The organism is Brevundimonas sp. TWP2-1 (genome assembly GCF_049897645.1).
Classification (GTDB): Bacteria; Pseudomonadota; Alphaproteobacteria; order Caulobacterales; family Caulobacteraceae; genus Brevundimonas.
In genome coordinates this window covers 1,441,400-1,464,524 of the sequence record NZ_JAFCWR010000001.1, presented here as the reverse complement: position 1 = coordinate 1,464,524, position 23,125 = coordinate 1,441,400, and the positions used below count along the sequence as shown (strand labels likewise).

General features: G+C 67.4%; 26 protein-coding genes and 1 tRNA gene. 12 read left to right on the top strand and 15 right to left on the bottom strand.

Annotation, left to right across the window (positions count from 1 at the left end; genetic code table 11):
- Genes ACP7BH_RS07280 through flgF form a run of 3 tightly spaced genes read right to left on the bottom strand, consistent with a single transcriptional unit; the run spans position 1 to position 2,165 of the window.
- Positions 1–618, bottom strand: coding sequence for a flagella basal body P-ring formation protein FlgA (locus ACP7BH_RS07280; protein ID WP_425982555.1), 618 nt, complete (start codon positions 616–618; stop codon positions 1–3).
- Between the two features lie 3 nt (positions 619–621).
- On the bottom strand, positions 622–1,410 hold the full coding sequence (gene flgG, locus ACP7BH_RS07275; protein ID WP_135195043.1) for a flagellar basal-body rod protein FlgG: 789 nt from the start codon (positions 1,408–1,410) through the stop codon (positions 622–624).
- A 14-nt stretch (positions 1,411–1,424) separates the two neighbouring features.
- Positions 1,425–2,165: a flagellar basal-body rod protein FlgF gene (flgF, locus tag ACP7BH_RS07270; RefSeq protein WP_425982557.1), complete on the bottom strand. Its 741-nt coding sequence runs from the start codon at positions 2,163–2,165 to the stop codon at positions 1,425–1,427.
- Between the two features lie 180 nt (positions 2,166–2,345).
- On the opposite strand from flgF, the gene ACP7BH_RS07265 reads away from it, so the two are divergent.
- The 7 genes from ACP7BH_RS07265 (at position 2,346) to ACP7BH_RS07235 (ending at position 7,738) form a co-directional block, all read left to right on the top strand.
- Positions 2,346–3,017: a flagellar basal body-associated FliL family protein gene (locus tag ACP7BH_RS07265; RefSeq protein WP_425982559.1), complete on the top strand. Its 672-nt coding sequence runs from the start codon at positions 2,346–2,348 to the stop codon at positions 3,015–3,017.
- A gap of 2 nt (positions 3,018–3,019) precedes the next feature.
- The gene (gene fliM / locus ACP7BH_RS07260) at positions 3,020–4,063 is read left to right on the top strand and encodes a flagellar motor switch protein FliM (protein WP_425982562.1); all 1,044 of its coding nucleotides are present in this window, start codon (positions 3,020–3,022) and stop codon (positions 4,061–4,063) included.
- Positions 4,063–4,641: a DUF6468 domain-containing protein gene (locus ACP7BH_RS07255; protein ID WP_425982564.1), complete on the top strand. Its 579-nt coding sequence runs from the start codon at positions 4,063–4,065 to the stop codon at positions 4,639–4,641. The genes fliM and ACP7BH_RS07255 overlap by 1 nt, the downstream gene beginning before the upstream one ends.
- Positions 4,642–4,658: 17 nt before the next feature.
- Positions 4,659–5,570: a MotE family protein gene (locus ACP7BH_RS07250; protein WP_425982566.1), complete on the top strand. Its 912-nt coding sequence runs from the start codon at positions 4,659–4,661 to the stop codon at positions 5,568–5,570.
- A 314-nt stretch (positions 5,571–5,884) separates the two neighbouring features.
- Positions 5,885–6,124, top strand: coding sequence for a DUF3297 family protein (locus ACP7BH_RS07245; RefSeq protein ID WP_045810378.1), 240 nt, complete (start codon positions 5,885–5,887; stop codon positions 6,122–6,124).
- Positions 6,125–6,167: 43 nt separating this feature from the next.
- Positions 6,168–7,604, top strand: coding sequence for a M20/M25/M40 family metallo-hydrolase (locus ACP7BH_RS07240; protein ID WP_425982567.1), 1,437 nt, complete (start codon positions 6,168–6,170; stop codon positions 7,602–7,604).
- 47 nt (positions 7,605–7,651) lie between these two features.
- Positions 7,652–7,738, top strand: a tRNA-Leu gene (locus tag ACP7BH_RS07235).
- Positions 7,739–7,794: 56 nt separating this feature from the next.
- Here ACP7BH_RS07235 and ACP7BH_RS07230 read toward each other — a convergent pair.
- The 7 genes from ACP7BH_RS07230 to ACP7BH_RS07200 all read right to left on the bottom strand — a co-directional run bounded on the left by ACP7BH_RS07230 (position 7,795) and on the right by ACP7BH_RS07200 (position 16,502).
- A complete protein-coding gene (locus ACP7BH_RS07230) occupies positions 7,795–7,971 on the bottom strand; it encodes a hypothetical protein (RefSeq protein ID WP_425982570.1) in 177 nt (58 codons plus the stop codon).
- A 61-nt stretch (positions 7,972–8,032) separates the two neighbouring features.
- Positions 8,033–9,133, bottom strand: coding sequence for an HlyD family secretion protein (locus ACP7BH_RS07225; RefSeq protein WP_425982573.1), 1,101 nt, complete (start codon positions 9,131–9,133; stop codon positions 8,033–8,035).
- Between the two features lie 13 nt (positions 9,134–9,146).
- Positions 9,147–10,844: an MFS transporter gene (locus ACP7BH_RS07220; protein ID WP_425982576.1), complete on the bottom strand. Its 1,698-nt coding sequence runs from the start codon at positions 10,842–10,844 to the stop codon at positions 9,147–9,149.
- Complete coding sequence (locus tag ACP7BH_RS07215) at positions 10,844–11,419, bottom strand: TetR/AcrR family transcriptional regulator (protein WP_425982577.1); 576 nt, start codon at positions 11,417–11,419, stop codon at positions 10,844–10,846. The genes ACP7BH_RS07220 and ACP7BH_RS07215 overlap by 1 nt, the downstream gene beginning before the upstream one ends.
- Positions 11,420–11,625: 206 nt before the next feature.
- Positions 11,626–12,135 (bottom strand): GNAT family N-acetyltransferase, encoded by a 510-nt coding sequence (locus ACP7BH_RS07210; RefSeq protein ID WP_425982579.1) that lies wholly within the window; start codon positions 12,133–12,135, stop codon positions 11,626–11,628.
- Positions 12,132–14,201 carry a S46 family peptidase gene (locus tag ACP7BH_RS07205; RefSeq protein WP_425982581.1) on the bottom strand — a complete coding sequence of 690 codons (2,070 nt, stop codon included), beginning with the start codon at positions 14,199–14,201 and terminating at the stop codon, positions 12,132–12,134. Before ACP7BH_RS07205 ends, ACP7BH_RS07210 begins: the two co-directional genes overlap by 4 nt.
- Before the next feature lie 207 nt (positions 14,202–14,408).
- The gene (locus ACP7BH_RS07200; RefSeq protein ID WP_425982585.1) at positions 14,409–16,502 is read right to left on the bottom strand and encodes a S46 family peptidase; all 2,094 of its coding nucleotides are present in this window, start codon (positions 16,500–16,502) and stop codon (positions 14,409–14,411) included.
- 214 nt (positions 16,503–16,716) lie between these two features.
- Between ACP7BH_RS07200 and ACP7BH_RS07195 the strand changes: the two genes are divergently transcribed.
- From ACP7BH_RS07195 to ACP7BH_RS07185, 3 genes are read left to right on the top strand one after another with little or no spacing between them, the layout of a single operon-like run.
- A complete protein-coding gene (locus tag ACP7BH_RS07195; RefSeq protein WP_425982587.1) occupies positions 16,717–17,889 on the top strand; it encodes an ABC transporter permease in 1,173 nt (390 codons plus the stop codon).
- Positions 17,886–18,641, top strand: a complete 756-nt coding sequence (locus tag ACP7BH_RS07190) for an ABC transporter ATP-binding protein (RefSeq protein ID WP_135193422.1) — start codon at positions 17,886–17,888, stop codon at positions 18,639–18,641. Before ACP7BH_RS07195 ends, ACP7BH_RS07190 begins: the two co-directional genes overlap by 4 nt.
- A 35-nt stretch (positions 18,642–18,676) precedes the next feature.
- Positions 18,677–19,681, top strand: coding sequence for an HlyD family secretion protein (locus tag ACP7BH_RS07185; protein WP_135193421.1), 1,005 nt, complete (start codon positions 18,677–18,679; stop codon positions 19,679–19,681).
- A 12-nt stretch (positions 19,682–19,693) separates the two neighbouring features.
- Here ACP7BH_RS07185 and ACP7BH_RS07180 read toward each other — a convergent pair whose 3' ends face one another.
- Both ACP7BH_RS07180 and ACP7BH_RS07175 read right to left on the bottom strand, forming a co-directional pair.
- Entirely contained in the window at positions 19,694–20,491 is a 798-nt protein-coding gene (locus ACP7BH_RS07180; RefSeq protein WP_425982590.1) for a crotonase/enoyl-CoA hydratase family protein, read from the bottom strand.
- A 118-nt stretch (positions 20,492–20,609) separates the two neighbouring features.
- A complete protein-coding gene (locus ACP7BH_RS07175; protein WP_167762455.1) occupies positions 20,610–20,762 on the bottom strand; it encodes a hypothetical protein in 153 nt (50 codons plus the stop codon).
- 156 nt (positions 20,763–20,918) lie between these two features.
- Between ACP7BH_RS07175 and ACP7BH_RS07170 the strand changes: the two genes are divergently transcribed.
- Both ACP7BH_RS07170 and ACP7BH_RS07165 read left to right on the top strand, forming a co-directional pair.
- Complete coding sequence (locus ACP7BH_RS07170) at positions 20,919–21,140, top strand: DUF1289 domain-containing protein (RefSeq protein WP_425982592.1); 222 nt, start codon at positions 20,919–20,921, stop codon at positions 21,138–21,140.
- 75 nt (positions 21,141–21,215) lie between these two features.
- Positions 21,216–21,734: a retropepsin-like aspartic protease family protein gene (locus ACP7BH_RS07165; RefSeq protein ID WP_425982594.1), complete on the top strand. Its 519-nt coding sequence runs from the start codon at positions 21,216–21,218 to the stop codon at positions 21,732–21,734.
- On the opposite strand, the gene pgsA is transcribed toward ACP7BH_RS07165, so the two are convergent.
- The 3 genes from pgsA to ACP7BH_RS07150 are packed head-to-tail and all read right to left on the bottom strand — an operon-like array spanning position 21,731 to position 23,108.
- Positions 21,731–22,372 carry a CDP-diacylglycerol--glycerol-3-phosphate 3-phosphatidyltransferase gene (gene pgsA / locus ACP7BH_RS07160; RefSeq protein ID WP_425982596.1) on the bottom strand — a complete coding sequence of 214 codons (642 nt, stop codon included), beginning with the start codon at positions 22,370–22,372 and terminating at the stop codon, positions 21,731–21,733. The genes ACP7BH_RS07165 and pgsA overlap by 4 nt on opposite strands.
- Positions 22,369–22,824: a PIN domain-containing protein gene (locus ACP7BH_RS07155; RefSeq protein ID WP_425982598.1), complete on the bottom strand. Its 456-nt coding sequence runs from the start codon at positions 22,822–22,824 to the stop codon at positions 22,369–22,371. The genes pgsA and ACP7BH_RS07155 overlap by 4 nt, the downstream gene beginning before the upstream one ends.
- Positions 22,821–23,108, bottom strand: a complete 288-nt coding sequence (locus ACP7BH_RS07150) for a type II toxin-antitoxin system ParD family antitoxin (protein WP_425982601.1) — start codon at positions 23,106–23,108, stop codon at positions 22,821–22,823. The genes ACP7BH_RS07155 and ACP7BH_RS07150 overlap by 4 nt, the downstream gene beginning before the upstream one ends.
- Positions 23,109–23,125: the final 17 nt, after the last annotated feature.

Here is a 23,125-nt window from a genome sequence, read left to right as displayed (position 1 = left end):
CTAGCGGGCGGCGAACTGTTGGGGATTTGCGCGGACGCTGTCGGCGCCGGGGCCGGCGATGGCCTGGCCGGGACCGGAGGCGACCGCATCGATGACGCGGTTGGAGGTGGTGTTCATGATGGCGACGGGCTCGCCCAGACCGGCGCTGCGCATGGCCTTGCCCATGACGGCCAGGTTCACGCCCCCGACCTGATAGGTGACGCGGACCATGTCGTTGCGGGCGATGACCTGCGATGCGGCGCCGGGGCGATCGGCGGCGCGGGCGATAGGCTGGGCGGCGGATTGAGCCACCGGCTGGAACGCCGCGTCCGACGACGTCTGGACCGGGCCGGTTGCGCGACGCACGGCGACGCGGCGCAGACCGTTGGGATTGCTCCAGTCGAGACCAGCCTGCCGGGCCAGGGCCTGAAGCTGGCCGGCTTCCAGCACGACCGAGGGGCCGACGCGCTCGGCGACGGCGACATTGGCGGCGGCGCCCGCGCCTTCGAACAGATCGCCTAGGGTGACCCGGCCGTCGTCATCGACGGGATTGACGCGCAGGACGACGGGGCCGGCGAATGCAGCGCTGGCTGCGGCGCTGACGGCGGCGGCGAGCAGGAGGGAGCGGATCAGGATCATGGTTCAGCTCTTCACTTGCGAGGCGACCGACAGCATCTGGTCGGCGGTGCTGATGACTTTGGAGTTCATCTCATAGGCCCGCTGGGCCACGATCAGAGCGCTGATCTCCGACACGGCGTCGACGTTCGAAGACTCCGTATAGGCCTGCATGACCTGGCCGAAGCCCGCATCGCCGGGCGTGCCGACGATGGCCGGGCCCGAGGCGGCGGTTTCCAGCAGCAGGTTGTCGCCGATGGCTTCCAGACCGGCTTCGTTGAAGAAGTTGGCCAGTTCGATCTGACCGACGGTGGTCGGCGCGGTCTGCCCGGCCTGCGTCACCTGAACCAGACCGGTCTTGGAGATCGACAGTTTGGTGGTGTCCTGCGGAATGGTGATCGCCGGTTCCAGCAGATAGCCGTCGTCGGTGACCATCTGGCCTTCCGGGCTGACCTGCAGGTTGCCGGCGCGGGTGTAGCCCAACTCGCCCGAGGGCAGGGTGATCTGGAAATAGCCCTTGCCGTCGATGGCCATGTCGTAGGGGTTGCCGGTCGCCTGGGGCGTGCCCTGTTCGGTGATGCGATAGACCGCGCCGGCCTTCACGCCCGCGCCGATCTGGATGCCGGTCGGGACCACGGTGCCGGCGGCCGAGGACTGGGCGCCCATGCGTTCGACGTTCTGGTAGAGCAGGTCCTGAAACTCGGCGCGCTGCTTCTTGAAGCCCACCGTGTTCATGTTGGCGATGTTGTTGGAGATGACCTCCACGTTCAACTGCTGGGCGGCCATGCCCGAGGCGGCGGTGCGAAGTGCGCGCATTGTCCGGGGCTCCCTTAAGCGGCCTTGCCGAGGCGCTCGACGGCGCGACGGCTAAGGTCGTTGGTGTTTTCGATCATGCGCGAGATGCTCTCGTAGGCGCGGCTGATCTCGACGAGATTGGTGATTTCGATCAACGAGTTGACGTTGGACGATTCCAGCGACCCCTGATGGACCTGGGCGTCCGCCGCCTCGATTGGCTGGGTGTTGGAGTCGTTGCGGTACAGGCTGTCGCCGCCCTTCTCCAGGACGCCCAGCGCCTCGAATCTCACGACCGACAGACGGCCGGTGACCTGGCCTTCCTGGGTGATGGTGCCGTCGGCGCCGACGCTGGGCGCGCCCAGGTTGGGGTCCAGAACGATCTCCGCGCCCCCGCCCAGGACCGCCTGGCCCTGTTTGGTGGTCAGCCGTCCTTCGGGGTCCATGGTGAAGGCGCCGTCGCGGGTGTAGGCCTCGCCGTTCGCGCCGTCGCGCACGGTGAAGAAGGCGCCTTCGCCGGCGATGGCGAAGTCCAGGGCGCGGCCGGTCTGCTGCATCGACCCCTGACCAAAGTCGCGGCCCACGCCGTTGTCCAGCACGAAGCTGGCCGAGGGGCGGATGGAGTCGTTGCGGGCGCGCTGGCCAATCTCCGTGCCGAGCATCAGTTGCTCGACCTTGAAGCCGGTCGTGTTGGCGTTGGCGACGTTGTTGGCCACGATGTCCAGTTCGCGGCGCAGCGTCATCTGGCGTGACAGTCCAATATAGGCGGCGTTTTCCACGAGTGGCGTGCTCCTTCGCTCTCGTCCCTCGCAACGGCCGTGCCAACAGGGTTAATCCAGGCGGAATGCGGGTTTGAGCGCCATCGACCCCCGAATGACCCGGCAAATCCTGCCCATTGTAAACGTCGCGTTAACCAAACCCGACGATCCTTGTCATGAGAGAGTCTCCGGGGCGCGCGCATGTTCAAGTTTGGCAAGAAGAAGGGCGATCCCGCTGCGGACGCCAATCTGCCTGCCGTGAAGGAGGGCGAGGCCGCTGTCGAAGGCGACGCCGCCGCGCCCAAGAAAAAGAAGCTGCCGCTGCTGTTCATCATCGCGCCTGTCGCGCTCTTGGTGCTGGGCGGGGGCGGGGGCACCGCCTTCTTCATGCTGAAGCCCAAGCCCGCAGAGGCGCAGGGCGCCGAGGCTGAAGCGGGTCACGGCGAAGAGAAGGCGGACGCGAAGGCCGATCATGGCAAGGAAGAGAAGAAGGAATCCGGTGGTCACGGCGGCGCCGAGGGCGGCGAGGCGGACCCGTCGCTGGGCGTCATCGCGCCGGGGCCTGACGGCGTCACCTTCTACACCCTGCCGGACATGGTCATGAACATTCAGTCGCCCGACGGTCGTCCGACCTTCCTGAAGCTGAAGCTGACGCTGGAGATGCAGGACGCCGAGGTGGCGACCCATCTGCAGGAAGAGATGCCGCGTCTGCAGGACATGTTCACCGGCTTCGTGCGTGAGTTGCGTCCCGAGGACCTGAGCGGTTCGGCCGGCACCTATCAGCTGCGGGCCGAAATCCTGCGCCGCGTCAATCTGATCGCCGCGCCGGGCAAGGTCGACGCCGTGCTGATCGAAGAAATGCTGGTGCAATAGGCATGACTGACGCAGCCCAGCTCGACCCGTTCGGCGGTCTCGGCGATCCCGGCGACGTCATGTCCGAACGCGTCCTGAACCAGGACGAGATCGACAGCCTGCTGGGCTTCGACCTGGGCGATGACGACGGCTCCGAACGCTCGGGCATTCGGGCGATCATCAACTCCGCTCTGGTCAGCTACGAGCGGCTGCCGATGCTGGAAATCGTGTTCGACCGTCTGGTGCGGTTGATGACGACCAGCCTTCGCAACTTCACCTCTGACAACGTCGAAGTCAGCCTGGACAACATCTCGTCGATCCGGTTCGGCGACTATCTGAACTCGATCCCGCTGCCGGCCATCCTGGCGGTGTTTCGCGCCGAGGAGCTGGACAACTACGGCCTGCTGACCGTCGATTCCAACCTGATCTATTCGATCGTGGACGTGCTGCTGGGCGGTCGTCGCGGCACGGCGGCGCTGCGGATCGAGGGGCGGCCCTACACCACCATCGAACGGGTGCTTGTGCAGCGAATGGTCGAGGTCGTGCTTAACGACGCCCGCCAGGCGTTCGAACCCCTGACCCCCGTTCACTTCAACCTGGACCGGCTGGAGACCAACCCGCGTTTCGCCGCCATCGCGCGCCCCGCCAACGCCGCCATCCTGATCAAGCTGCGCATCGACATGGAAGATCGCGGCGGGCGGATCGAGCTGCTGCTGCCCTATGCGACGCTGGAGCCGATCCGCAAGATGCTGCTGCAGCAGTTCATGGGCGAGAAGTTTGGCCGCGACAACATCTGGGAAGGCCACTTGGCCACCGAACTGTGGACCACCGAGACCGAGGTCCGCGTCGTGCTGGACGAGCAGATGATGCCCCTTTCCAGCGTGCTGAACCTTAAGGTCGGCGACACCCTGATGCTGAACGCCACGCCGGATTCGGAGGTGTCGATCCGCGCCGGCGCCATCCCCCTGACCACCGGCCGAATGGGTCGCAAGGGTCAGCACATCGCCATACGCGTCGAAGGGCCGGTCAATCCCGAAGTCGCCGCCCGCCTGGGAGTGAATGTCTGATGGCCGGAATGATCATGGACGCGGTGCTGATGCTGCTGCTGGTCGCAGCGGTCGGCTACGGCATCAAGCTGGAACGCAAGCTGGCCGCCCTGCGCACGGGACAACTGGCCTTCGCCCAGGCGGTGACCGAGCTGAACGCCGCCGCCGGTCGCGCTGAGAACGCCCTGGCCACCCTGCGTGCCTCGGGCCAGGAGACGGATCTGCTGCACGACCGCATCATCAAGGCGCGTGAGGTCAAGGCGCAGTTGGAAATCCTGATCGCCCGCGCCCCGGCCCCCGCGCCCGTTCGCATCGTCGAGGACGAGCCCGCCCGCCGCGCGCCCGCCGCCGTCGCTGCTCCCGCTGTGACCGAGGACGAAGAACGCGCCGAGCGCATGGCCGCCCTGGCCGAGCGTATTCAGGGCATGGCCAGCCCCTCGACCAGCCATCGCGCCGCAGCGAGCGTCGCCCCAGCCGGTCGCGACAATGTCGCCGCCATCGTCCAGGCCCTGACCGCAGGACGTTCCGCTAACCATTCCGCCAAACAAAGCCTCAACGCCGCGCGTCGTAATCTCGACGACGATCTGTTCGCCGCCTGAGTTCGGAACCCCATTTCATGGCCCGCTTACCCCGCCTTCTGCCCCTCATCGCCATCGCCATCGGCGGGGTGGTGGCCGTGCGCGCCATCGGCGTGGCGCCCGGCCTGTTCGACGGCGCCAAGGCCTGGGCCGAGGAAGCGGCGCCTGCCGCAGCCGGCGCGCCGGTCAAGCCTGTCCTGCCGGGCACCTGCTCCGCCCTGTCGCCCGAACAACTGGCCCAGCAGGCCGGGATTTCGCCCGCTGAACTCAGGATCATCCAGTCGCTGTCGCAACGCCGTGAGGCGCTGGACGCGCGCGACCAGGATTTCGCCACCACCCTGCCGCTGATGATCGCCGCCGAACAGAAGCTGGAGGCCAAGATCCAGGCGCTGGCCGCCCTGAAAGCCGAGATGAAGCAGATGCTCGGTCAGGTGGACGAGCGCGAGAAGGCCGAGATCGACCGCCTGGTCCAGGTCTATTCCGCCATGCGGCCCAAGGAGGCCGCACCCGTCATGGCCACGCTGGAGGACCGCGTACGCCTGCCCGTCGCCGCCGCCATGCGTCCGCGCACCCTGGCCGCCATCATGGCCCAGATGACGGCGCCCCAGGCCAAGGAACTGACCGAGAAGCTGGCCGCCCGATTCCAGGCCCAGCAGATGGCCGCCCGCGCCGCCGCCGCCGAAGCCGCCACGCCGCCGCCGGCTGCGACGCCCGCCGCCGCAACGCCTGCGTCCACGCCGGTTGCTCAGCCGACCGCCGCGACCGCGACGCCTGCGGCCCGTCCGACGCCCCGCCCGGCCGCCTCTCGCCCTGCCGCCACGCCCGCCCGTCGTCCGGCTGCGACGCCGGCACGTCGTCCGGCGGTGCCGGTCGCTACGCCGCCCGCCGGTCCCCAAGCCTATCAGCCGTCGGCCGCCCCCAACGCCCAGCCGCGCCAGACTGTGCAGTAACGATATTTGTGCTCCCTGTTCGGACGTTTCGTCTCGACAGGATGATCAGTTCGACCAATGATCTTCGAACGCTCCGTCAGAGAGCGACTGCATCGAGGAAAACGTCATGGTCGGGGAACTGCTTTACGTCGCGCATCGTCTGCGTCGCGCCATCATTGTCGCCGTTCCGACGCTGGGAACCGTGATGATCGTCGCCGTGGCCCAGCACTATCATCTGCTGCCATAAGCACGCCGCCGCCCGGTTTCGGATTGGCATGAGACGCGCGCGCGTCTATCACCGCGCCTTGCCGAAAACCTGAGCTCGCTCGAAGACCATGTCCGACACGCCTCCCGATCGCCTCTCGGTCGATCCGTCCAGCCCCCATCACGACGCCGAGGTGCTGCAACGCGGCGTCGGCATCCGCTTCAAGGGCGAGGAAAAGACCAATGTCGAGGAATATTGCGTCTCCGAGGGCTGGGTGCGGCTGGCCCTGGGCAATCGCGTCGATCGCAAGGGCAAGGCCCTGACCGTGAAACTGCAGGGTCCTGTCGAACCCTATTTCCAGAACGACTGAACCTACCTAGGTTCCGGCTCTTGCCTGAGTCCGGAGCCTGCCCATGTCCATCCGTCTGCTGACCGCCAGCGCCGTCGCTCTGGGTCTCGTCGCCTTCGCCCCTGTCGCGAACGCCCAGGACGCCGCAACGGTGGAACAGGCCATCGTGGTGCGCGATGCGGCGATGCGCTCCAACATCGCCATGGACTATGTCACCCAACTGACGACGCGGTTCGGCGCGCGCCCGGCCGGCTCGCGCTCGGAACAGCAGGCCGCCGCCTGGGCCGCCGACTATCTGCGCGCCAACGGCTTCCAGAACGTGCGGATCGAAGAGTTCCCGCTGGTCGGATGGGAGCGGGGCGAAAGCTCGGCCGCCATCGTCGGCGACAACGCCCAGGCCCTGGTCGCCGCCGCGCTGGGCCATTCACCGGCCACGCCCCGCAATGGCGTCGAGGCCGAGATCGTCCGGTTCTCCACCTTCGAGGATTTGCAGGCCGCGCCTGACGCCGCCGTGCAGGGCAAGATCGTCTATGTCGATCTGGGCCAGATGCACCCCATGCAGGACGGCTCCGGCTATGGTCCCCAGACCCGCGTGCGCGGCGCCGGCCCCGGCGTGGCGGCGGCCAAGGGCGCATCGGCCTTCGTCATGCGCTCGGTCGGTTCGGACGAGGACCGGATGCCCCACACCGGCACCACTCGCTATGTGGACGGCAAGCCGACCATCCCCGCCTTCGCCTTGGCCGCTCCCGACGCCGATCAGGTCAGCCGCCTGGTCGCCCTGGGGCAGCCGGTGCGGATGCGCCTGACCTCGACCGCCCGCACCTATCGGACCACCAGCCAGAACGTGATTGGCGATCTGCCCGGCGCCACGCGACCGGACGAGATCATCGTGCTGGGCTCGCATATGGACAGCTGGGACCTGGGCACCGGCGCCATCGACGACGGGGCAGGGGGCGCCATCACCGTCGCAGCGGCCAAGGCCATCGCCGATAGCGGCCGCCGCCCGGCCCGCACCCTGCGCGTGATCTTCTACGGTTCGGAGGAGGTCTCCCAGCCGACGCCCCAGACCGGCAACGGCGGCGCCGTCTATGCGCGTGGGCAGGGCGCGGCCCTGGACAAGCACATCATCGCCGGCGAGAGCGATTTCGGCGCCGACCGCGTCTACGCCCTGCGCCTGCCCGCCGGCGCGCAAGGTTCGGACTTCCAGAAGGCCGCCACGCGTGTACTCTATCCCATCGGCGTTTTGGCCTCGAACGAGGTCGAGACCGATGGCGGCGTCGATGTCGGCCCGATGGGACCGCTGGGCGTGCCCTTCTTCGGGCTGGCCCAGGACGGCACGCGCTATTTCGACCTGCACCACACCGCAAACGACACCCTGGACAAGATCGACCCGGTGCAACTGAACCAGAACGTCGCCGCCTGGGCCGGCCTGTTGTGGCTGATCGCCGATTCCGACGTGGATTTCCGGGCGATGAAGCCGGCGGCGCCCGCCGCTCGCTAAGCCCGCTTGGCCCCGACGGACAGGCTGGCTATACAGCCGGTCCGGTCGCGGGCGTGGCGAAACTGGTAGACGCAGCAGACTTAAAATCTGCCGGACGAAAGTCCTTGCCGGTTCAAGCCCGGCCGCCCGCACCAGATTTAAACATTCGGTTCTAGCCGGCCTATCCGCGCGCGGGGCCTAAGAAGCCGCGTCAGGGCTTTCTCTTGAAGGTGTCGCCGATCTCCGTCGCGTCCGGCCCATCCGGTCCCGCGCTCTGACGCTCGGCCTGACCGACCTTTTTGGTGTCCTTGTCGGAGGTCAGGGCGTCCGGCTTGCCGGCCGGATCGGCCCCGTTCTTTTCCCGGCCTTCGGTCTGTTCGCGATCCATGACGATCTCCCTTGATGGGAGAGGAAGCGCGAGGGCGACCAAGGCGTTCCGACACGGGCGCCTAGCCCGCCGTGTTCACCTTCGCCACCACCGACATCCCCGGTGACAGCCGGTCCATCCCTTCCTGGCCGGGATCGATGCGGATGCGGACGGGGATGCGCTGGGCGACCTTGGTGAAGTTGCCGGTGGCGTTGTCGGGGCGGATGACGCTGAACTCGGAGCCCGCGGCGGGGGCGATGCGTTCGACGTGGCCGCGCAGGGTCTGGCCGCCCAGGGCGTCTACGGTGATCTCGACCGGCTGGCCGACGCGGATGTTCTTCATCTGCGTCTCCTTCATGTTCGCCGTGACCCAGACCACGTCGGGGACCAGGCCCATCAGCTGGGTTCCGGCCGTGACATACTGGCCCTGGCGCACGCCGATCTCGCCCAGGCGGCCGGGGCGGGGGGCGACGATGCGGGTGTTGGCCAGGTCGATCTGGGCCAGACGCACGGCAGCCTGGGCGTTCTCGACGGCGGCGGCCAGGCTGTCGCGGCCGACCACGGCGGAGGTGACGCCGGTCTCGGCGATGCCTTCGGCGGCGCGGGCCTGGGCGACCTGGGCCTGGGCGCTGCGCAGGGCGGCCTCGGCGATATCCACATTGGCCTGGGCCACCCAACCGCCGGCCTTCAGGGTGCGGGCGCGATTGGCGTCGGCCTGGGCGCGGGTCAGGGTCGCCTCGGCGGCGGCGATGGAGGCGCGCTGCTGGGCCACCGAACCGCGCGCGGACGCCTGGGTCTGGGTCGAGTTGGACAAAGCCGCTTGGGCGGCGTGCAGGCTAGCCTCGGCCTGCTCCAGCCGCTGGCGATAGATGCGATCGTCCACCTGGGCCAACAGTTGCCCCTGTTGAACGGTCTGGAAATCCTGAACCGGCACCTGGACGACATAGCCGTTCACCTGCGGGCTGATGATGGTCACCTGGCCGCGCACATAGGCGTTGTCGGTGCGCTGGATCGCGCCCTTGAACGGCGGCAACTGCCAGGCATAGAGCACCATCAGGACGCCCAGCAGGGCGACCCCGGCGGCGATGACGGCCCACAGCACATTCTTCTTGGGCGCAGGGGCCGGCGCCTGCGCGGCGGGGGCCGGTTGAGGTGCAGGGGCGGGCGGGGCGGCGTCGGTCATGGCGGGTCTCGATTCAATCTGCAGCAGCGACGGTGGCGGCCTGGGCTGCAGCGTCGGTCGTGGTGTTCTTGGCGTCGCGCCGCGCCTTCCAGCGCGGGCGAAGATGGGTGACGGTCACCCAGGCGCAGCCCAGGGCCGCGATCACGGCGATGACCAGGAAGACGTCGTTGTAGGCTAGGACATTCGCCTGCTGCGTCACCTGCCGGCTCAGCAGGGCCGCCCCCTCGGCGTTCAGCAGGGCCGGGTCGGTGATTGTGGACGCATAGGCGCCCGACAGCTGGCGCAGGCGCAGCGCCACCTGCGGATCCAAGGCCGAGATGCCGGCCGCCAACTGGTTGGAATGGTATTTCTCGCGGACGATCTGCAGCGTGCCGGTCAGGGCCCCGCCGGCTAAACCGCCCACGTTCTGAAGCACGCTGAACATGACGATGAAGCTGATCAGGTTCTGCTTGCCCTGGGTCAGCACCTTGGCGATGCCGATCATCAGGGCCGGGCCGATGAACATGGCCGAGGCGAAGGCGATCAGGGCCTGGCTGAAATACAGCTGGGCCGGGCGGGTCAGGATGGTCGAATGGCTGTCCATCCAGGCGCCGACCGCGATCAGGGCCAGGGCGATGGCGATCGGCTTGTTCAGCTTTTCCATGTTCAGGGTGAAGGCGCTGACCAGGGTGCCGGCGATCATCGACAGCAGGATGACGACGAACAGCCCATGCAGCTGGTCCGGCCCCAGCCCCACGACGGTCAGGAAGCCCACCGCGCCCGAGGTCTGTTCGGTCAGCACCATGCGGATCAGCAGTATGGCCCCGAACAGGCGCAGCAGGTCCGGCCCCGTCAGCCAGCGGGTGTTGATCAGCGGATTTTTGCGGTTGTGCTCGACCAGGAAGGCGGCCGTCAGCAGGACGATGGAGCCGATAAGGGCCCAACCGATCCACGGGGCCTGCGTCCACCAGACGACCCGCCCCAGGCCCAGGGCGGCGCACAGAAGCGCCACGCCCGGCGCGAACAGGGCGAAGGTCAGGAAGTCCAGACGGTCGAACACCCGCAGCCGCTCGGACGGCGGCAGCTTGACCACCTGCACCGCGCCCCAGGCGACCAGGCACATGCCCAGTTCGTAAAGATAGAAGGCGCGCCAGTCGCCGAGCTGAAGCAGGCTGGGCATGATCAGGCGCGCGATCGGCACGGCGAAACTGGCCAGGCCGATGCCGATGATCAGCCCCTTCAGCCGGTGCGCCGCCGGAAAGGCCTGGATGATGTAGAGGAATCCAAGGCTGCTCAGGCCCGCGCCCGCCATGCCGGCGATGGCCCGCACCAGCAGGGTCGACTGATAATTGTCGACGAACAGGTGGGCCGCGCAGACCAGCACGAAGGCGCCCAGGAAGATCTGGGTGAACAGGCGCAGGCCGTACTGCATCCTGAACTTGACCAGGATCAGGTTCATGCAGGCGTTGGTCATGACAAAGACGACCGGCAGCCAGGCGGCCTCGGTGATGGTGATCCCCAGCGACCCTTGCAGGTTCTGAATGTTGGCGGTGACGGCGGCATTGCCCAGCGACCCGACCATGGCGACCAGCAGGCCGGTCAGGGCGTACTGGATCCGCATCGGCCAGGAATGGTCGGGGGTGGCGGGCGAGCCGGGCATCATCGGCCGCTCGTGCGGCTTCAGCGTCTCGACATACTGTTCCCAAGGCAGGTGCCAGTTGTTGCGGGCCATCAGAGCGGCCCCCCGCGAGGCTTCAGTCCGTCGAGGATGATCGCCCGTGTGCGCAGCGAGACGGCCTGACGCTCGGCCGCGTCGGCGCCCTGAAAGCCGGCGCCCAGCAGGGTGGCGATCAGACGGATGTCCATCGGCCGCAGATCCTCTCGCACCAGACCGGCGGCCTGGGCCCGCGCCAGCGGTGCGGCCCCCGCCTCCATCAAGCTCTGCCGCAAGGGGGTAAGCGCATCGGGCGACCGCACGTTCCGCACGACCCCCGCCAGGCCGGCGTTGCGGATCATGTCCTCGGCCAGTCGGTCCAAGAACCAGAAGAAGACGGACGGATCTTCCCCCTGTTCGGCGGTACGCCGACCCAGGTCCGCGACATCGGCCTCCAGCACCGCCAGCGCCAGTTCGGTGCGGTCGGCGAAGTGACGATAGAGGGTGCCCCGCCCGACCCCGGCCTTTTCGGCGATCAGGTCCAGCGGCGCGTCCAGACCCTGGTCCGCGAAGACCGCGCGTGCGGCTTCAAGGACGGCGGCGCGGTTGTGGACGGCGTCCTTGCGGACAGGTTTGGGGGCGGAGCGCGACATGGTGACGCGCTTAAATGGACAACGGTGTCCGTTTTGCAAGGGGCCAAATGGAACTTCCCTCTCCCATTGGGAGAGGGCTTGAGCGTCCGAGAGCGTCAGCGCTCGGTCAACGCGAAAGGGTGAGGGTCCGGTGATGCGACCTGGCCCACCGCCCGACCCTCATCCGGCCCTTCGGGCCACCTTCTCCCACTAGGAGAAGGATCAGGTCAGAGCCCCTTCTCCAACACCACGAAGTCCAGTTCCGGCCGGGGCGGATCGACGGGGAAGGGGCGGGTCTCGCCAGTGGGGGCATAGCCGCGCCGCTCGTACCAGGCGATTAGTTCGGCGCGGCGGTTGATAACGGTCATCTCCATGCGATGGGCGCCGAAGCGGGAGACGGCCTCGGTCTCGGCGGCGGCGAGCAGGCGGCGGCCCAGGCCGAACGCCTGCAGGGTCGGTTCGACGGTGAGCATGCCGAGGTAGGCCCGTTCGTCGCCGGCGCGGGCGACCTGGACGCAGCCGATCAGGACATCGTCGCGATGCGCCAGCAGGATGACCCGGTCGGGATCGGCGATCAGGGCCGTCAGTTCCTCGGCGCTGGTGCGCGTGTCGAACAGCAGGTCCGCCTCGTGCGTCCAGCCGACCTTGGCCGTGTCACCGCGATAGGCGCGTTCGATCAGGGGGTGCAGCGCGGCGACATCGTCAGGCGTCGCGGCGCGGAAGACGATCTCGCTCACCTGGAAACGCCCAGCTCCTCGACCAGATGGTCCATGCCGTAGACGTCGCGCAGGGCCACGGTGACGGCCTGGGTGGTGACGATGACGCTGCGGTTGACGGCGCGGTCGTAGCCGTAGGCGTTGCGCTGGGTCAGGACGGTGGAGTCGAAATTGGCGCCGATGATCTCGCCCTTCGCATTGATGGCGGGCGAGCCGGACGAGCCGCCGATGGTGTCGGTCGAGACGGCCATGTCCATGACGGCGTTCGGGTCGATCCGGTCTTTCGCCGCCAGCAGTTTGGGCGCGACGGCGAAGGGCTCGGCGCCGGTGGCGCGGTCCCACAGGCCGGCGAAGGTGGTGAAGGCGGCGAACCGCTGACCCGGAACGTCCGAGCCTTCGACCTGGCCGTAGGTCAGACGCAGGGTGCCGGTGGCGTCGGGATAGACGGCGTCGCCATAGGCGGCGAAGCGGGCGGCGGCCAGCTGTTCGGAGGCGCGGTCGGTCGGAGCCTGGACCCGCGTCTCCCAGGCGTCGCGGACGGCGCGGGCGTCGGCGTCGATCGCCAAGGCGTACTGGATCATCGGGTCGGTGGAGGCCTGAACGGCGGCGAGACCGCCCGTCCACAGGGCGCGGCGCACGGCCGGGTCGGCCAGGGTCGTGCCGGCGACGACGCGGGCCGACAGGGTCTCGGGGCTCTCCTTGCCCAGCAGGGTGCGGACGGACGGATTGTCGACCGTCAGCCATTCGCGGGTCTTGGACAGCCACCATTCCAGCCGGATCTGCTCCAGCTCGGGATAGGTGGGACGTTCGGCGAACAGGCGGGATTCGACGCCCGACAGGCGGCTGTCGGCGAACTCGGGCAGGCGCTTGTCTGACGGCTTGGCCCGCTCCTGGGCGCCGCGCACCAGGGTGCGGGCGTAGCTGAACAGCTGCGACCCGCCGGCGACCGAGGTGGTGCCCAGACCCGTGCCGCCTTCCAGCAGGGCCATGGAGGGATAGAGTTCGCGGGCGATGGGCTGGACCGTGCTGAGGCTGGACCAGGGATCGACGCCGGATGAGGCGGCGCGGGCGCGGAAGTCGGTTTCCTGTTCAGCCTTGCGGGCCATAAAGGCCGGATCGATCAGGGCGGCCATCCGGCCGCGCCCGCGCTTGTAGGTGTTCTCCAACCCGACGATGGGGTCCATGGCGATGAAGGCCTGCTCCTCGCCCTCTTCGGAATAGCGGATCAGCCGGCCGCGTAGCTCTGAGGCGATCAGCTGGTCCAGCGGCAGGACCACGTCGCGGATGGTGGTCAGCTGATCCATCGTCAGCAGGCGCTGGGTCGAACCGGGATTGCCGGAGATGAAGACGGCCTCGCCTTCCGTCGGCTTGTTCGGGTTCCAGGCGAAATGGGTCGGGGTCTCGACCGGCTTTTCGTCCTCGTAAAGGCGGATGAAGGCCGCATCGATGGCGAAGCGGGGGAAGGAGAAGTTGTCCAGGTCGCCGCCGAAAGTCGCGGCACGGTCTTCCGGCGCCCAGGCCAGGCGGACGTCGGAATATTTGCGGTAGGTGTAGAGCTTGAACTGGCCGCCCCGGTACAGGCTGACGACCTGACAGCGGATCTTGGGATCATTGCCGCAGGTTTCGCTTTCGATCCGGCCGGCCTCGGCGTCGCGGGCCTGGGTGAAGGCTTGTCCTTCAAGCCCCTCGCCGGCCTTGTGCATCCGCTCGGTCACGTCGCTGATGTCGGTCAGGATCTCGGCGGTGGCGCCGGGGCATTTCAGCTCTTCGTCGCGCGACTTCGGGGTAAAGCCGGTCTCGGCGTAGTTGACCTGGGGCGTGGACAGGTTGGCGACGCAGGTGGCGACGCAGTGGTTGTTGGTCATCACCAGGCCCTGGCCCGAGACCACGCCGGCCGAGCAGCCGCCGAACTTCACCGACGACAGCCTCACCCGATCCAGGAAGGCCTGGTCGATGTTCGTTCCCAGCGTCTGGTTGGCGCGGGCGATGGGGAAGTTGTCGTAGGTCCACATGCCTTCTTCAGCGCTGGCCGAAGAGGCGGCGGCGAGAGCGATGACGGCGGCGGAGGCGAGAAGGGCGAGACGCATGAAGAATACTCCTGATCCTTCTCCCCTCGGGGGAGAAGGTGGGCCCGAAGGGCTCGGATGAGGGGGCTCTGTCCGCATTCAGAATGGAAAAAGGGGGTCTGGGTCAACCAGTCCCCTCATCCGTCTCGTGGAGTTTATCCTCGGGATCGCGAGAGGCGATGCCCGGGGGCGAGCCACCTTCTCCCCCGGAGGGGAGAAGGGCTTTGATCAGCGAGCCACGCCCAGTTCGCGCAGCAGGCGCGGCTGGTTGTAGACGTTGCGCAGGGCCTCGGTGATGGCGGCGGTCGAGACCGTCACCGTGCGATTCAGTTCGGGATCGTAGCCGAAGCTGCCGCCCAGCGAGTGGATGTTGCCGTCGAAGGCGGCGCCGATGACTTCACCCTTGGCGTTGATCACGGGCGAGCCCGAGTTGCCGCCGATGATGTCGTTGGTCGAGACGAAGTCATAGACGGTCGACTTGTTGACCTTGTCCTCGGCCGCCATCCAGTCCTCGGCCGCATTGAACGGCTCGGCGCCGGTGTTGCGCTCGTACAGGCCGCCGATCTCGGTGAAGGGCGTCACCGTCACGCCGCGATAGGTCCAGCCCTTCACCTGACCATAGGACAGGCGCAGGCTGAAGGTCGCGTCGGGATACAGGTTGGTGCCGTAAACCGCGAACCGGGCCTGGGCGATCTTCTCGCCGGCGCGGCTGGTCGGGCCGGACACGGCCGATTCCCACTGGGTGCGCACGGCCTGGGCCGCGTCGTCATTGGCCAGGACGAAGGCGATCAGCGGATCGCCCGAGGCGGCCAACTGCTCCGGCGTCATGGCCAGGGCCTGGGCGCGGAAGGCCGGATCGGCCAGGCGCGTGCCGTCGATCAGGCGCTCGGCGACCTGTTCGGGGCTTTCCTTGCCCAGCAGAGCCTTCACGTTGGCGTTGTCCACGGTCAGATATTCGCGGGTCTTGGACAGCCAGAAATCGACGAAGATCTTCTCCAGATCGGTCGAGATCGGCGTCTCGGTCGCCAGGCGGCGGCCCAGTGACGCGATGTCGGCGTCCGAATAACCGGCGCGACGTTCGGCGACGGGCTTGGCGCGTTCCTTGGACGCGCGGACGATGGCCTTGGCGTAGCTGTAGAGCGACGACCGCTGGCCCGCCGCCGATTCCAGCTGGCGGTAGGGCAGATACAGGTCGCGCTGGGCGGTCGAGACGCGCTCCAGATCGGCCCACGGGTCGCCGATGCGCTGGGCCAGGGCCGGGTCGGCGGCGACGCGCTGGCGCAGTTCCTGTTCTTCCGAACGCTTGGTGGCCATGAAGGCCGGATCGGTCAGGGCGCCCTGCTGGCCGTAGAAGACCTTGAAGCTGTTCTCCAGGCCGAACAGCGGATCGACGGTGACGCGCTTGGCCTCTTCGCCGGTGGTCGAATATTCGAGCAGGCGCCCGCGCAGTTCCGACGACTGGATCAGGGTCAGCGGCATCTGCTGATCGCGCAGGACCTCCAGCTGGGCCATGGTCAGCAGGCGCTGGGTCGAGCCGGGGTTGCCGGCGACGAAGGTGACGTCGCCTTCCTTGGGCGCATTGGCGTTCCAGGTCAGGTGGTTCGGCGTGGCGACCGGCTTGCCGTCCTCGTAGATGCGCAGGAAGCCGGCATCCAGGGCGTAGCGCGGGAAGTTGAAGTTGTCCGGGTCGCCGCCGAAGAAGGCCGCCTGGAACTCGGGCGCGAAGACCAGGCGCACGTCGTCATATTTGCGGAACTTGTACAGCTTGTACTGGCCGCCGCGGTAGAAGCTGATGACCTGGCAGGTCAGCTTCTGATCGTCGCCGCAGGTCTCCTTCTGGATCTTGTCGATCTCGGCGGCGCGGGCCTGGACGAAGGCGGCGCCCTCAAGCCCGGCGCCGGCGCCGGTTACACGGTCGGTCACATCGACGATGTCCGTCAGGATCTCGGCCGTCTGGCCGGGGCACTTCTTTTCTTCCTCGCGGGTCGCGGGCATCCAGCCGTTCTTGACGTAGTCGTTCTCGGCCGTGGACAGGTCCTGGATGCAGGACACGACGCAGTGGTGGTTGGTCAGCACCAGGCCTTCGTTCGACACCAGCGAGGCCGAGCAGCCCTGCAGACGGACGGCGGCGTTGCGCACGCGGTCCAGCCAGGCCTGGTCGATGTTGGTGCCGTATTTCTCGTTCACCGTCGCGATGGGGAAGTTGTCGAAGGTCCACATGCCCTCGTCGGCGCGGGCGGAGGTGGCGGGGGCCGACAGGACGGCGGTCGCGGCGCCCAAAGCGATCAGCGAGGCGGTGAGGCGAAGAGAGGGCAAGGACATTGAGGCGTGTTTCCCGGAGCGTGGGACGGCCTGTCCCATCTGTTATGTTGTAACTAACGCCGATAGAGGGCCGGCGCCAAGAGGCTGCACCGCCCTTAATCCCCTGATTTCGAACCCGCAATGTCTGCAAGATGGAACCCTTACCCCGATTTAACTTGGCGGTGAGGCGGCTCACGCTCAGATAGGCGGACGTACCGGGGGTTTATCGACGACGATGTCGCTTGCGCTTTCAACACTGCTGTTCGAGTGGCGCCGCTATATGGCGGCGGTCATGGCCCTGGCCCTGTCGGGTCTGCTGGTCCTGGCGATGACGGGTGTCTTCATCGGCATCGGCAAGGGGTTCACCGCGACCATCGAACGGTCGAACGCCGACGTCTTCATCATGCAACCCGGCGCCAAGAGCCTGATCGGCGGACCGTCGGGCGTGCCGCGTCGTTTCATCCCGCTGGCCTACAACCATCCCGAAGTGGTCGAGGTCATGCCGCTGGACGGCGACGGCGGCACTTTCCAGAACATCAAGAACGTCGATCCGACCAAGAGCCAGGCCGACAACGCCAACCAGGGCGCGCCGCGCCAGAAGTTCGTTCAGGCCAGCATCATCGACACCCGGCCAGGTTCGGTGACGATCCCGACCGACTATTCCCAGGAACTGGTCGATGCGCTTCGCCAACCCTACACGGTGGCGGTGGACGAGACGGCGCTGACGACCCTGGGCGTCAAGCTGGGCGACAAGGCGCTGTATAACGGTCAGACGGTCACCGTCGTCGGCATCACGCGCGGCTATCCCAACATGATGCAGCCAGGCGTGGTCATGTCGCGTGACACCCTGCGAATGCTGGGTCAGGCGTCCACCGGCCCGCGCGTCGGCCCCCTGATGGTCAAGCTGCGCGATCCGGCCCGCGCGCCCATCGTGGTGGCTCAGCTGAACGCCATGGGCAATGGCCAGTGGAAGGCCTGGACCAAGCAGCAACTGGCCGACGCCAACGCCGGCGCCATGTTCGAGGAAGGCATCCTGGTCATCATCATCGGCGGCTGCGTCGTGCTGGGCATCATCATCGGCGTGGCCATCACCTGGCAGACCCTGCGCGGGGCCATCATGGCCAACATCAAGGAGTTCGCCTCGTTGCGGGCCTTGGGCGTCAGCATGGGCAGCCTCCGCCGGATCGTGGTCGAACTCAGCTTCTGGGTCGGCGTCGTGGGTGTGATCGCGGCCATCGTCCTGACCTGGCTGGTGTCGTTGCTGGCGATGATGGGGGCGGTGATCATCGCCTTGCCGCTGTCGCTGCTGATCGTGGTGGGGATCGGCCTGATCGCCATCGCCATGGTGTCCGGCCTGCTGTCGCTGGGCATCCTCAAGAACAGCCAACCGGCGGACCTGCTGCGATGAACATTCATACAAAGGTTCACGGCAAGCACGGCGACTTCGCCATCGAGGCCAACGGCCTGGTCAAGCGGTTCAAGTCCGGCAAGGCTTGGGTCGAGGTGCTGAAGGGCGTCGATTTCGACGCCAGACACGGCGACCTGACCATGGTCATGGGGCCGTCGGGCTCGGGCAAGTCCACGCTGATCGCCGCCCTGTCCGGCCTGCTGAAACCCGAAGAGGGGCGGGTCGATGTGCTGGATGTCGACGACCTGTGGAAACTGTCCTCGGGTCGGATCGACAAGTTCCGGCTGGATAACTGCGGCTTCATCTTCCAGGGCTTCAACCTGTTCCCGGCGCTGACGGCGTTGCAGCAGGTCGAGACGGTGCTGAAGTTTCAGGGGCTGACGACCGGTCAGGCCAGGAAGCGCGCCACGACCGCGCTGGAAGAGGTCGGCCTGGGCCATCGCCTGCACCAGCGGCCAGCGGCCCTGTCCGGCGGCGAGAAGCAGCGCGTCGCCATCGCCCGCGCCCTGGCCAAGGACCCCAAGATCTTGTTCGCCGACGAACCGACCTCGGCTCTGGACGGCGAGAACGGCCAGGTCGTGATCAAGCTGCTGCGTCGCGCTGCCACCGAACACGGCGCCGCCGTGATCTGCGTGACCCACGACCCCCGTCTGGAGGCCTGGGCCGATCGGGTCATCCATATCGAGGACGGCAAGATCCTGGACGACCAGCGCCGCATACCCGATCCGAACGCCATCCTGGCGTCCCACTAACCGACACGACGATTTCCTCTTAGGACGACACGCCAATGCCCGGCTTTCTGAAGAAAAAACGCACCTGGATCGGCCTGCTGCTGGTGATCGTGCTGGTGGTCGGCTTCATGCTGTTCCAGTCCGCCGCCAAGACCAAGAAGGTCGAGCAGGAGAAGGCGGCGGCCACCAAGGTCGAAAGCCCCTATGCGGCCATCGCCAACGGCAAGGTGGACGTTGAGGGCGGCATCATCCAGATCGCGGCACGTCGTGGCGGCATCGTACGCGACGTGCTGGTGCAGGAAGGCGACCGCGTCGTCGCCGGCCAGATCCTGGCCCGTCAGGAGGACGACGAGGCCCGCCTCGCCGTCCAGAGCGCCCAGGCCGCCGTGTCCCAGGCAGAAAGCCAGCTGGCCCAGATCCGTGTCGATATCCGCACCGCCCAGCGCGAGCGCGATCGTCTGCAACGGCTGGTCGCCACCAACTTCGTCGCCGCCCAGCGGATGGACCAGGCCGAAGACCAGATCGCCACCGCCCAGGCGCGCCTGGGCTCCCAGACCGCCGCCGTCCAGACCGCCCGCGCCCAGTTGAACCAGGCGCGTTACGATCAGGAACTGACGATCATCCGCGCGCCCAGTGACGGCCGGATCGTGCGTCGCTACGCCAACCCCGGCGCGGGCGCCTCGACCCTGAACGTCTCGAACATGTTCGACCTGGAGCCCGACGCCCCGCGCATCGTCCGCGCCGAGGTGGTCGAGAGCGACCTGCCCAACCTGACCGATGGCCAGGCCGTCGAGATCAGCCCCGAGGGCGACGCCACCAAGGTCTATATCGGCGCGGTGATGCGTCGCGCGGCGGTGTTCGGCGCCCGCAAGCTGGCCTCCGACGATCCGTCGCAGCGCACCGACGAGCGGGTGGTCGAGGTGGTCGCCTCGGCGGGCGATGCGCCCCTGCTGATCGGCCAGCGGGTGCTGGTCAAGTTCATGAAGCCGGGCGAGACCGCCGGCGCCAAGCGCGTCGCTACGACCGGTGTCGGTCCCAACCAGGCGATGCGCGCCCAGTAGAACGCGAGTGGATCAGCGGCCGGTGAAATCGCCCGGCCGCTTTTCCAGCACGGCGGCGACGCCTTCCTGATGATCTTCGGTCAGGTGGGCCAGGGCCTGCATAGCGGCCGACATCTCCAGCATCTGGTCGAAGGTCGTGTCGCGCCCCTGGCGCAACAGGGTCTTGGCCATGCGAAGCGCCTGGGGCGGCTGGGCCGCGACCTGGGCGGCGGTGGCCAGGGCCTCGTCCATCAGACTGTCATGGGCGACCACGCGATTGACCAGCCCCCATTCGGCGGCCGTCGCGGCGTCGATCGAGCGGGCGGTGAACAGCATCTCGGCGGCGCGGGCATAGCCGATGTTGCGCGGCAGCAGCCAGGACCCGCCGTCGCCGGGAATGATGCCCAGCTTCAGGAACGGCACGCCGAAGCTGGCGCGATCCGAGGCGATGCGGATATCCGCCAAGCCGGCGATGTCGCAGCCCAGCCCCATGGCCGGCCCGTTGACGGCGGCGATCAGCGGAACCTCCAGCCCGTACAGCGACCGCACGATCCGGTGGACGACCCGACGATAGCGTTCGCGGATGGCGGCGCCTGACCCTTCGAACAGGTCGCGCCGGTCACGCATCGCCGTCAGATCGCCGCCCGCCGAAAACGCCCGTCCGGCGCCGGTCAGGACCACGCAGCGGATCGACGGATCGGCGTTGACCCGCTCGCACGCCGCGGCCACCTCGTCCCCGTCCGTCAGGTCGGGCAGGGCGTTCAGCCGGGCCTCGCGGTCCAGCGTCCAGATCAGGATCGCATTCCGTCTGTCTTCGGCGATCAGGCCCATGCGTCGTCTCCGTGTTCGCGTCCGTCATCGGCTGCGAACGCCGCGTCAGGCAAGTCCGGAATTGCAAAAGCCCCAGCCGAGACCGGGGCTTTTTCAGGCTCGGGCCGAAAAGGGGCCGTCAGCGTTTCTTGATCGTATAGGGTACGAAGTTCGACGGATGGCTGACCACCCGGCTCGAATTCGACGGCATATGCCGACTGTTCACCAGCATCCCGCCCCAAAGGGCGAAGGACATCATGGCGTGTTGGAGGTTACGCTCCTTATCGTTCATCTTGGCGTCTCCTTTCGCAGAACGATGAAAAGAGACGCGTCGTACCAATGGGATTCCACCGTCAGTCGTTTCGCGTCATTGGGCAATATAAGACAGTTCGGTGAAATTGCAAATTTATTCGTCAGGAGTCGGAGTGTATTTCGCTTCGGTGTCACAATGAGCGTTCCGACCCCGAGCAGGCCAGGACCGCCCAAGGCCATCGCCACGCCGTGCGTCATGGTCTGCGCCGTCGATGGCGAAAGCGGCCTTTGCCTGGGCTGTTTCCGAACCCTGAAGGAGATCGCCGGCTGGCGTGCGTTGAGCGACGCCGAACGCGCGGCGGTCATGGCCGACCTGCCGACGCGGCGGTCGCAGGTCGATCCGGCCAAGCTCGGCTAGCGCGGTTCGGGGTTTAAGCTTTCGTCAGCCACGTCGTTTCACGGCATCCAAACGCTGGCGCCTTAGACCGGCGACATGGCTCGTATCGATTTCCAGTCCGTCATCGTGCTCGGTGTCGCCCTCATGGCGTCGTTCGGAACGGCCCTGACAATCCGTCATTTTGAGGGGGACGGGGCGGCCCAGGCGGCGACGCCTGTCGTCGCGGCTTCTACCGCCAAGGCGTCAGGCACGGACGCCCAGGTGGTCAAGGGCGCGGACGGTCACTACTGGGCCCAGGCCAGGATCGAGGGCCGGGCGGTGCGGGTGCTGGTGGACACCGGCGCCAGCGTCGTGGCCCTGACGCGGGCGGACGCCCTGCGGCTGGGCGTCGATCCCGAACCGGCGGATTTCACCGGCCGCGTCCAGACCGCCTCGGGCGTCGTGCGCGCCGCGCCGGTCCAGCTGAAATCGGTCTCGGTCGCCGGGGCGCGAGTGGACGAGGTCGAGGCGCTGGTCGTGGAGCAGGGCCTTGAATATTCCCTGCTGGGCATGAGCTATCTGGGCCGGCTTTCGGCCTTCGAGGCCACGCCGGTCGGTTTGACGCTGCGGCCCTAGAGGTCCTTCATCTGGCGACGGGCTTCGCTGAAATACTGCCAGCCCGTCCACAGGGTGATGATGGCGGCGAACCAGATCAGGAAGATGGCGAAGGATTCGAACGCCGGCTGCCAGGCCAGCGGCGAGCCGTCGGGATTCTGCAGGCCCAGGGCGCTCCACAGCAGGGTCAGCTGAAGGGCGGCCAGGGCGACCATTTGCACCGTGGTCTTCCACTTGGCCGCCAGGGTGACGGGCAGCTCGATCCGCCCGGCCATGGTCTCGCGCAGCGCTGAAACGGCGAACTCACGAAACAGGATCAGACCACAGGGCAGGGCGATGCCCGGCAGGGAGCCCGAGGCCAGAACGCCCAGGATGGCGCCCGTCACCAGAACCTTGTCGGCGATCGGGTCGAGGATGGCTCCCCACCGCGTCGTGGAGTTCCAGCGTCTGGCCAGGAAGCCGTCGACCCAGTCGGTCGAGGCGGCGATGACGAAGATCCAGAAGGCCCAGACGCTGAACCGACCTTGGGTTTCCGGCGAAAGCCAAGCCTCCAGCGCCCCCGGCGCCGCGCCGGCCATCATGGCGAACATCACCACCCCGGCCACAAGGCGCAGGCCGGTCAGGATGTTGGGGATGGGATTGGCGCGGTGGGTGGTCATGACGGGGTCTCCAGCAGGGACGCGAGCAGGGGGTGCAGCGTCTCCGCGAACGGATTGGCGACGGTGACGCCTCGATAGACGAAGCCGTCCTGCATGTCTTCTGAAAGCAGTAGGGCGCAGTCGGCTTCGGCAGCGGCGGCGAGGATGATCGCGTCCCAGATCTGGTGCGGGTGAGCATCGATCAGGTCATAGGCGGCGACGAGAACGGCTTCCGTGCTAGGGGCCACCTTCGCCAGCCGCCGCCATCCATGCGCCATCTCCGCCGCCAAGGCAGACGGCATTCGAGCCTTGCCAGTCAGGACGCGATGCAGTTCGCCCAGGCATTGAACGGCGACGACGATTTCATGCCGGACATGAAGATGATCGACGATGCGACGGGCCATGTCGCGGCGTTCGGGCCCGTTCACGCCTTCGGCATAGACGAGAATGTTGGTGTCGAGTGCGATCCTCAATCGTAGAGCTCGTCGCGGGTCCAGGGGCCGATGTCGATGGTCGGCTGGGCCGCCCAGCGGTCGAGCATGGCGCGAAGCGCGGCCTGGCGGCGTTCGCTTTCGATCTGAAGTCGCCGCTCTTCTTCGAGGCGCGCCGCCTCTGCGCTGCGTCGCGCGATCTCTTGATCCTGCAGCAGACGCAGCCCGTCTCTGACGACCTCGCTGACGTTGTTGTAGCGGCCCGCGTTCACCCGATCTCGGGCGAACTTCTCCAACTCGGCGGTAAGATGGACATTGGTTCCCATGCCACAATCATATCAAA

Coding starts and splice junctions, on each gene's coding strand:
- ACP7BH_RS07280 (WP_425982555.1), bottom strand. CDS start 618: ATGATCCTGATCCGCTCCCTCCTGCTCGCCGCCGCCGTCAGCGCCGCA.
- flgG (WP_135195043.1), bottom strand. CDS start 1,410: ATGCGCGCACTTCGCACCGCCGCCTCGGGCATGGCCGCCCAGCAGTTG.
- ACP7BH_RS07265 (WP_425982559.1), top strand. CDS start 2,346: ATGTTCAAGTTTGGCAAGAAGAAGGGCGATCCCGCTGCGGACGCCAAT.
- fliM (WP_425982562.1), top strand. CDS start 3,020: ATGACTGACGCAGCCCAGCTCGACCCGTTCGGCGGTCTCGGCGATCCC.
- ACP7BH_RS07255 (WP_425982564.1), top strand. CDS start 4,063: ATGGCCGGAATGATCATGGACGCGGTGCTGATGCTGCTGCTGGTCGCA.
- ACP7BH_RS07250 (WP_425982566.1), top strand. CDS start 4,659: ATGGCCCGCTTACCCCGCCTTCTGCCCCTCATCGCCATCGCCATCGGC.
- ACP7BH_RS07245 (WP_045810378.1), top strand. CDS start 5,885: ATGTCCGACACGCCTCCCGATCGCCTCTCGGTCGATCCGTCCAGCCCC.
- ACP7BH_RS07240 (WP_425982567.1), top strand. CDS start 6,168: ATGTCCATCCGTCTGCTGACCGCCAGCGCCGTCGCTCTGGGTCTCGTC.
- ACP7BH_RS07230 (WP_425982570.1), bottom strand. CDS start 7,971: ATGGATCGCGAACAGACCGAAGGCCGGGAAAAGAACGGGGCCGATCCG.
- ACP7BH_RS07225 (WP_425982573.1), bottom strand. CDS start 9,133: ATGACCGACGCCGCCCCGCCCGCCCCTGCACCTCAACCGGCCCCCGCC.
- ACP7BH_RS07220 (WP_425982576.1), bottom strand. CDS start 10,844: ATGGCCCGCAACAACTGGCACCTGCCTTGGGAACAGTATGTCGAGACG.
- ACP7BH_RS07215 (WP_425982577.1), bottom strand. CDS start 11,419: ATGTCGCGCTCCGCCCCCAAACCTGTCCGCAAGGACGCCGTCCACAAC.
- ACP7BH_RS07205 (WP_425982581.1), bottom strand. CDS start 14,201: ATGCGTCTCGCCCTTCTCGCCTCCGCCGCCGTCATCGCTCTCGCCGCC.
- ACP7BH_RS07200 (WP_425982585.1), bottom strand. CDS start 16,502: ATGTCCTTGCCCTCTCTTCGCCTCACCGCCTCGCTGATCGCTTTGGGC.
- ACP7BH_RS07195 (WP_425982587.1), top strand. CDS start 16,717: ATGTCGCTTGCGCTTTCAACACTGCTGTTCGAGTGGCGCCGCTATATG.
- ACP7BH_RS07190 (WP_135193422.1), top strand. CDS start 17,886: ATGAACATTCATACAAAGGTTCACGGCAAGCACGGCGACTTCGCCATC.
- ACP7BH_RS07185 (WP_135193421.1), top strand. CDS start 18,677: ATGCCCGGCTTTCTGAAGAAAAAACGCACCTGGATCGGCCTGCTGCTG.
- ACP7BH_RS07180 (WP_425982590.1), bottom strand. CDS start 20,491: ATGGGCCTGATCGCCGAAGACAGACGGAATGCGATCCTGATCTGGACG.
- ACP7BH_RS07175 (WP_167762455.1), bottom strand. CDS start 20,762: ATGAACGATAAGGAGCGTAACCTCCAACACGCCATGATGTCCTTCGCC.
- ACP7BH_RS07170 (WP_425982592.1), top strand. CDS start 20,919: ATGAGCGTTCCGACCCCGAGCAGGCCAGGACCGCCCAAGGCCATCGCC.
- ACP7BH_RS07165 (WP_425982594.1), top strand. CDS start 21,216: ATGGCTCGTATCGATTTCCAGTCCGTCATCGTGCTCGGTGTCGCCCTC.
- pgsA (WP_425982596.1), bottom strand. CDS start 22,372: ATGACCACCCACCGCGCCAATCCCATCCCCAACATCCTGACCGGCCTG.
- ACP7BH_RS07150 (WP_425982601.1), bottom strand. CDS start 23,108: ATGGGAACCAATGTCCATCTTACCGCCGAGTTGGAGAAGTTCGCCCGA.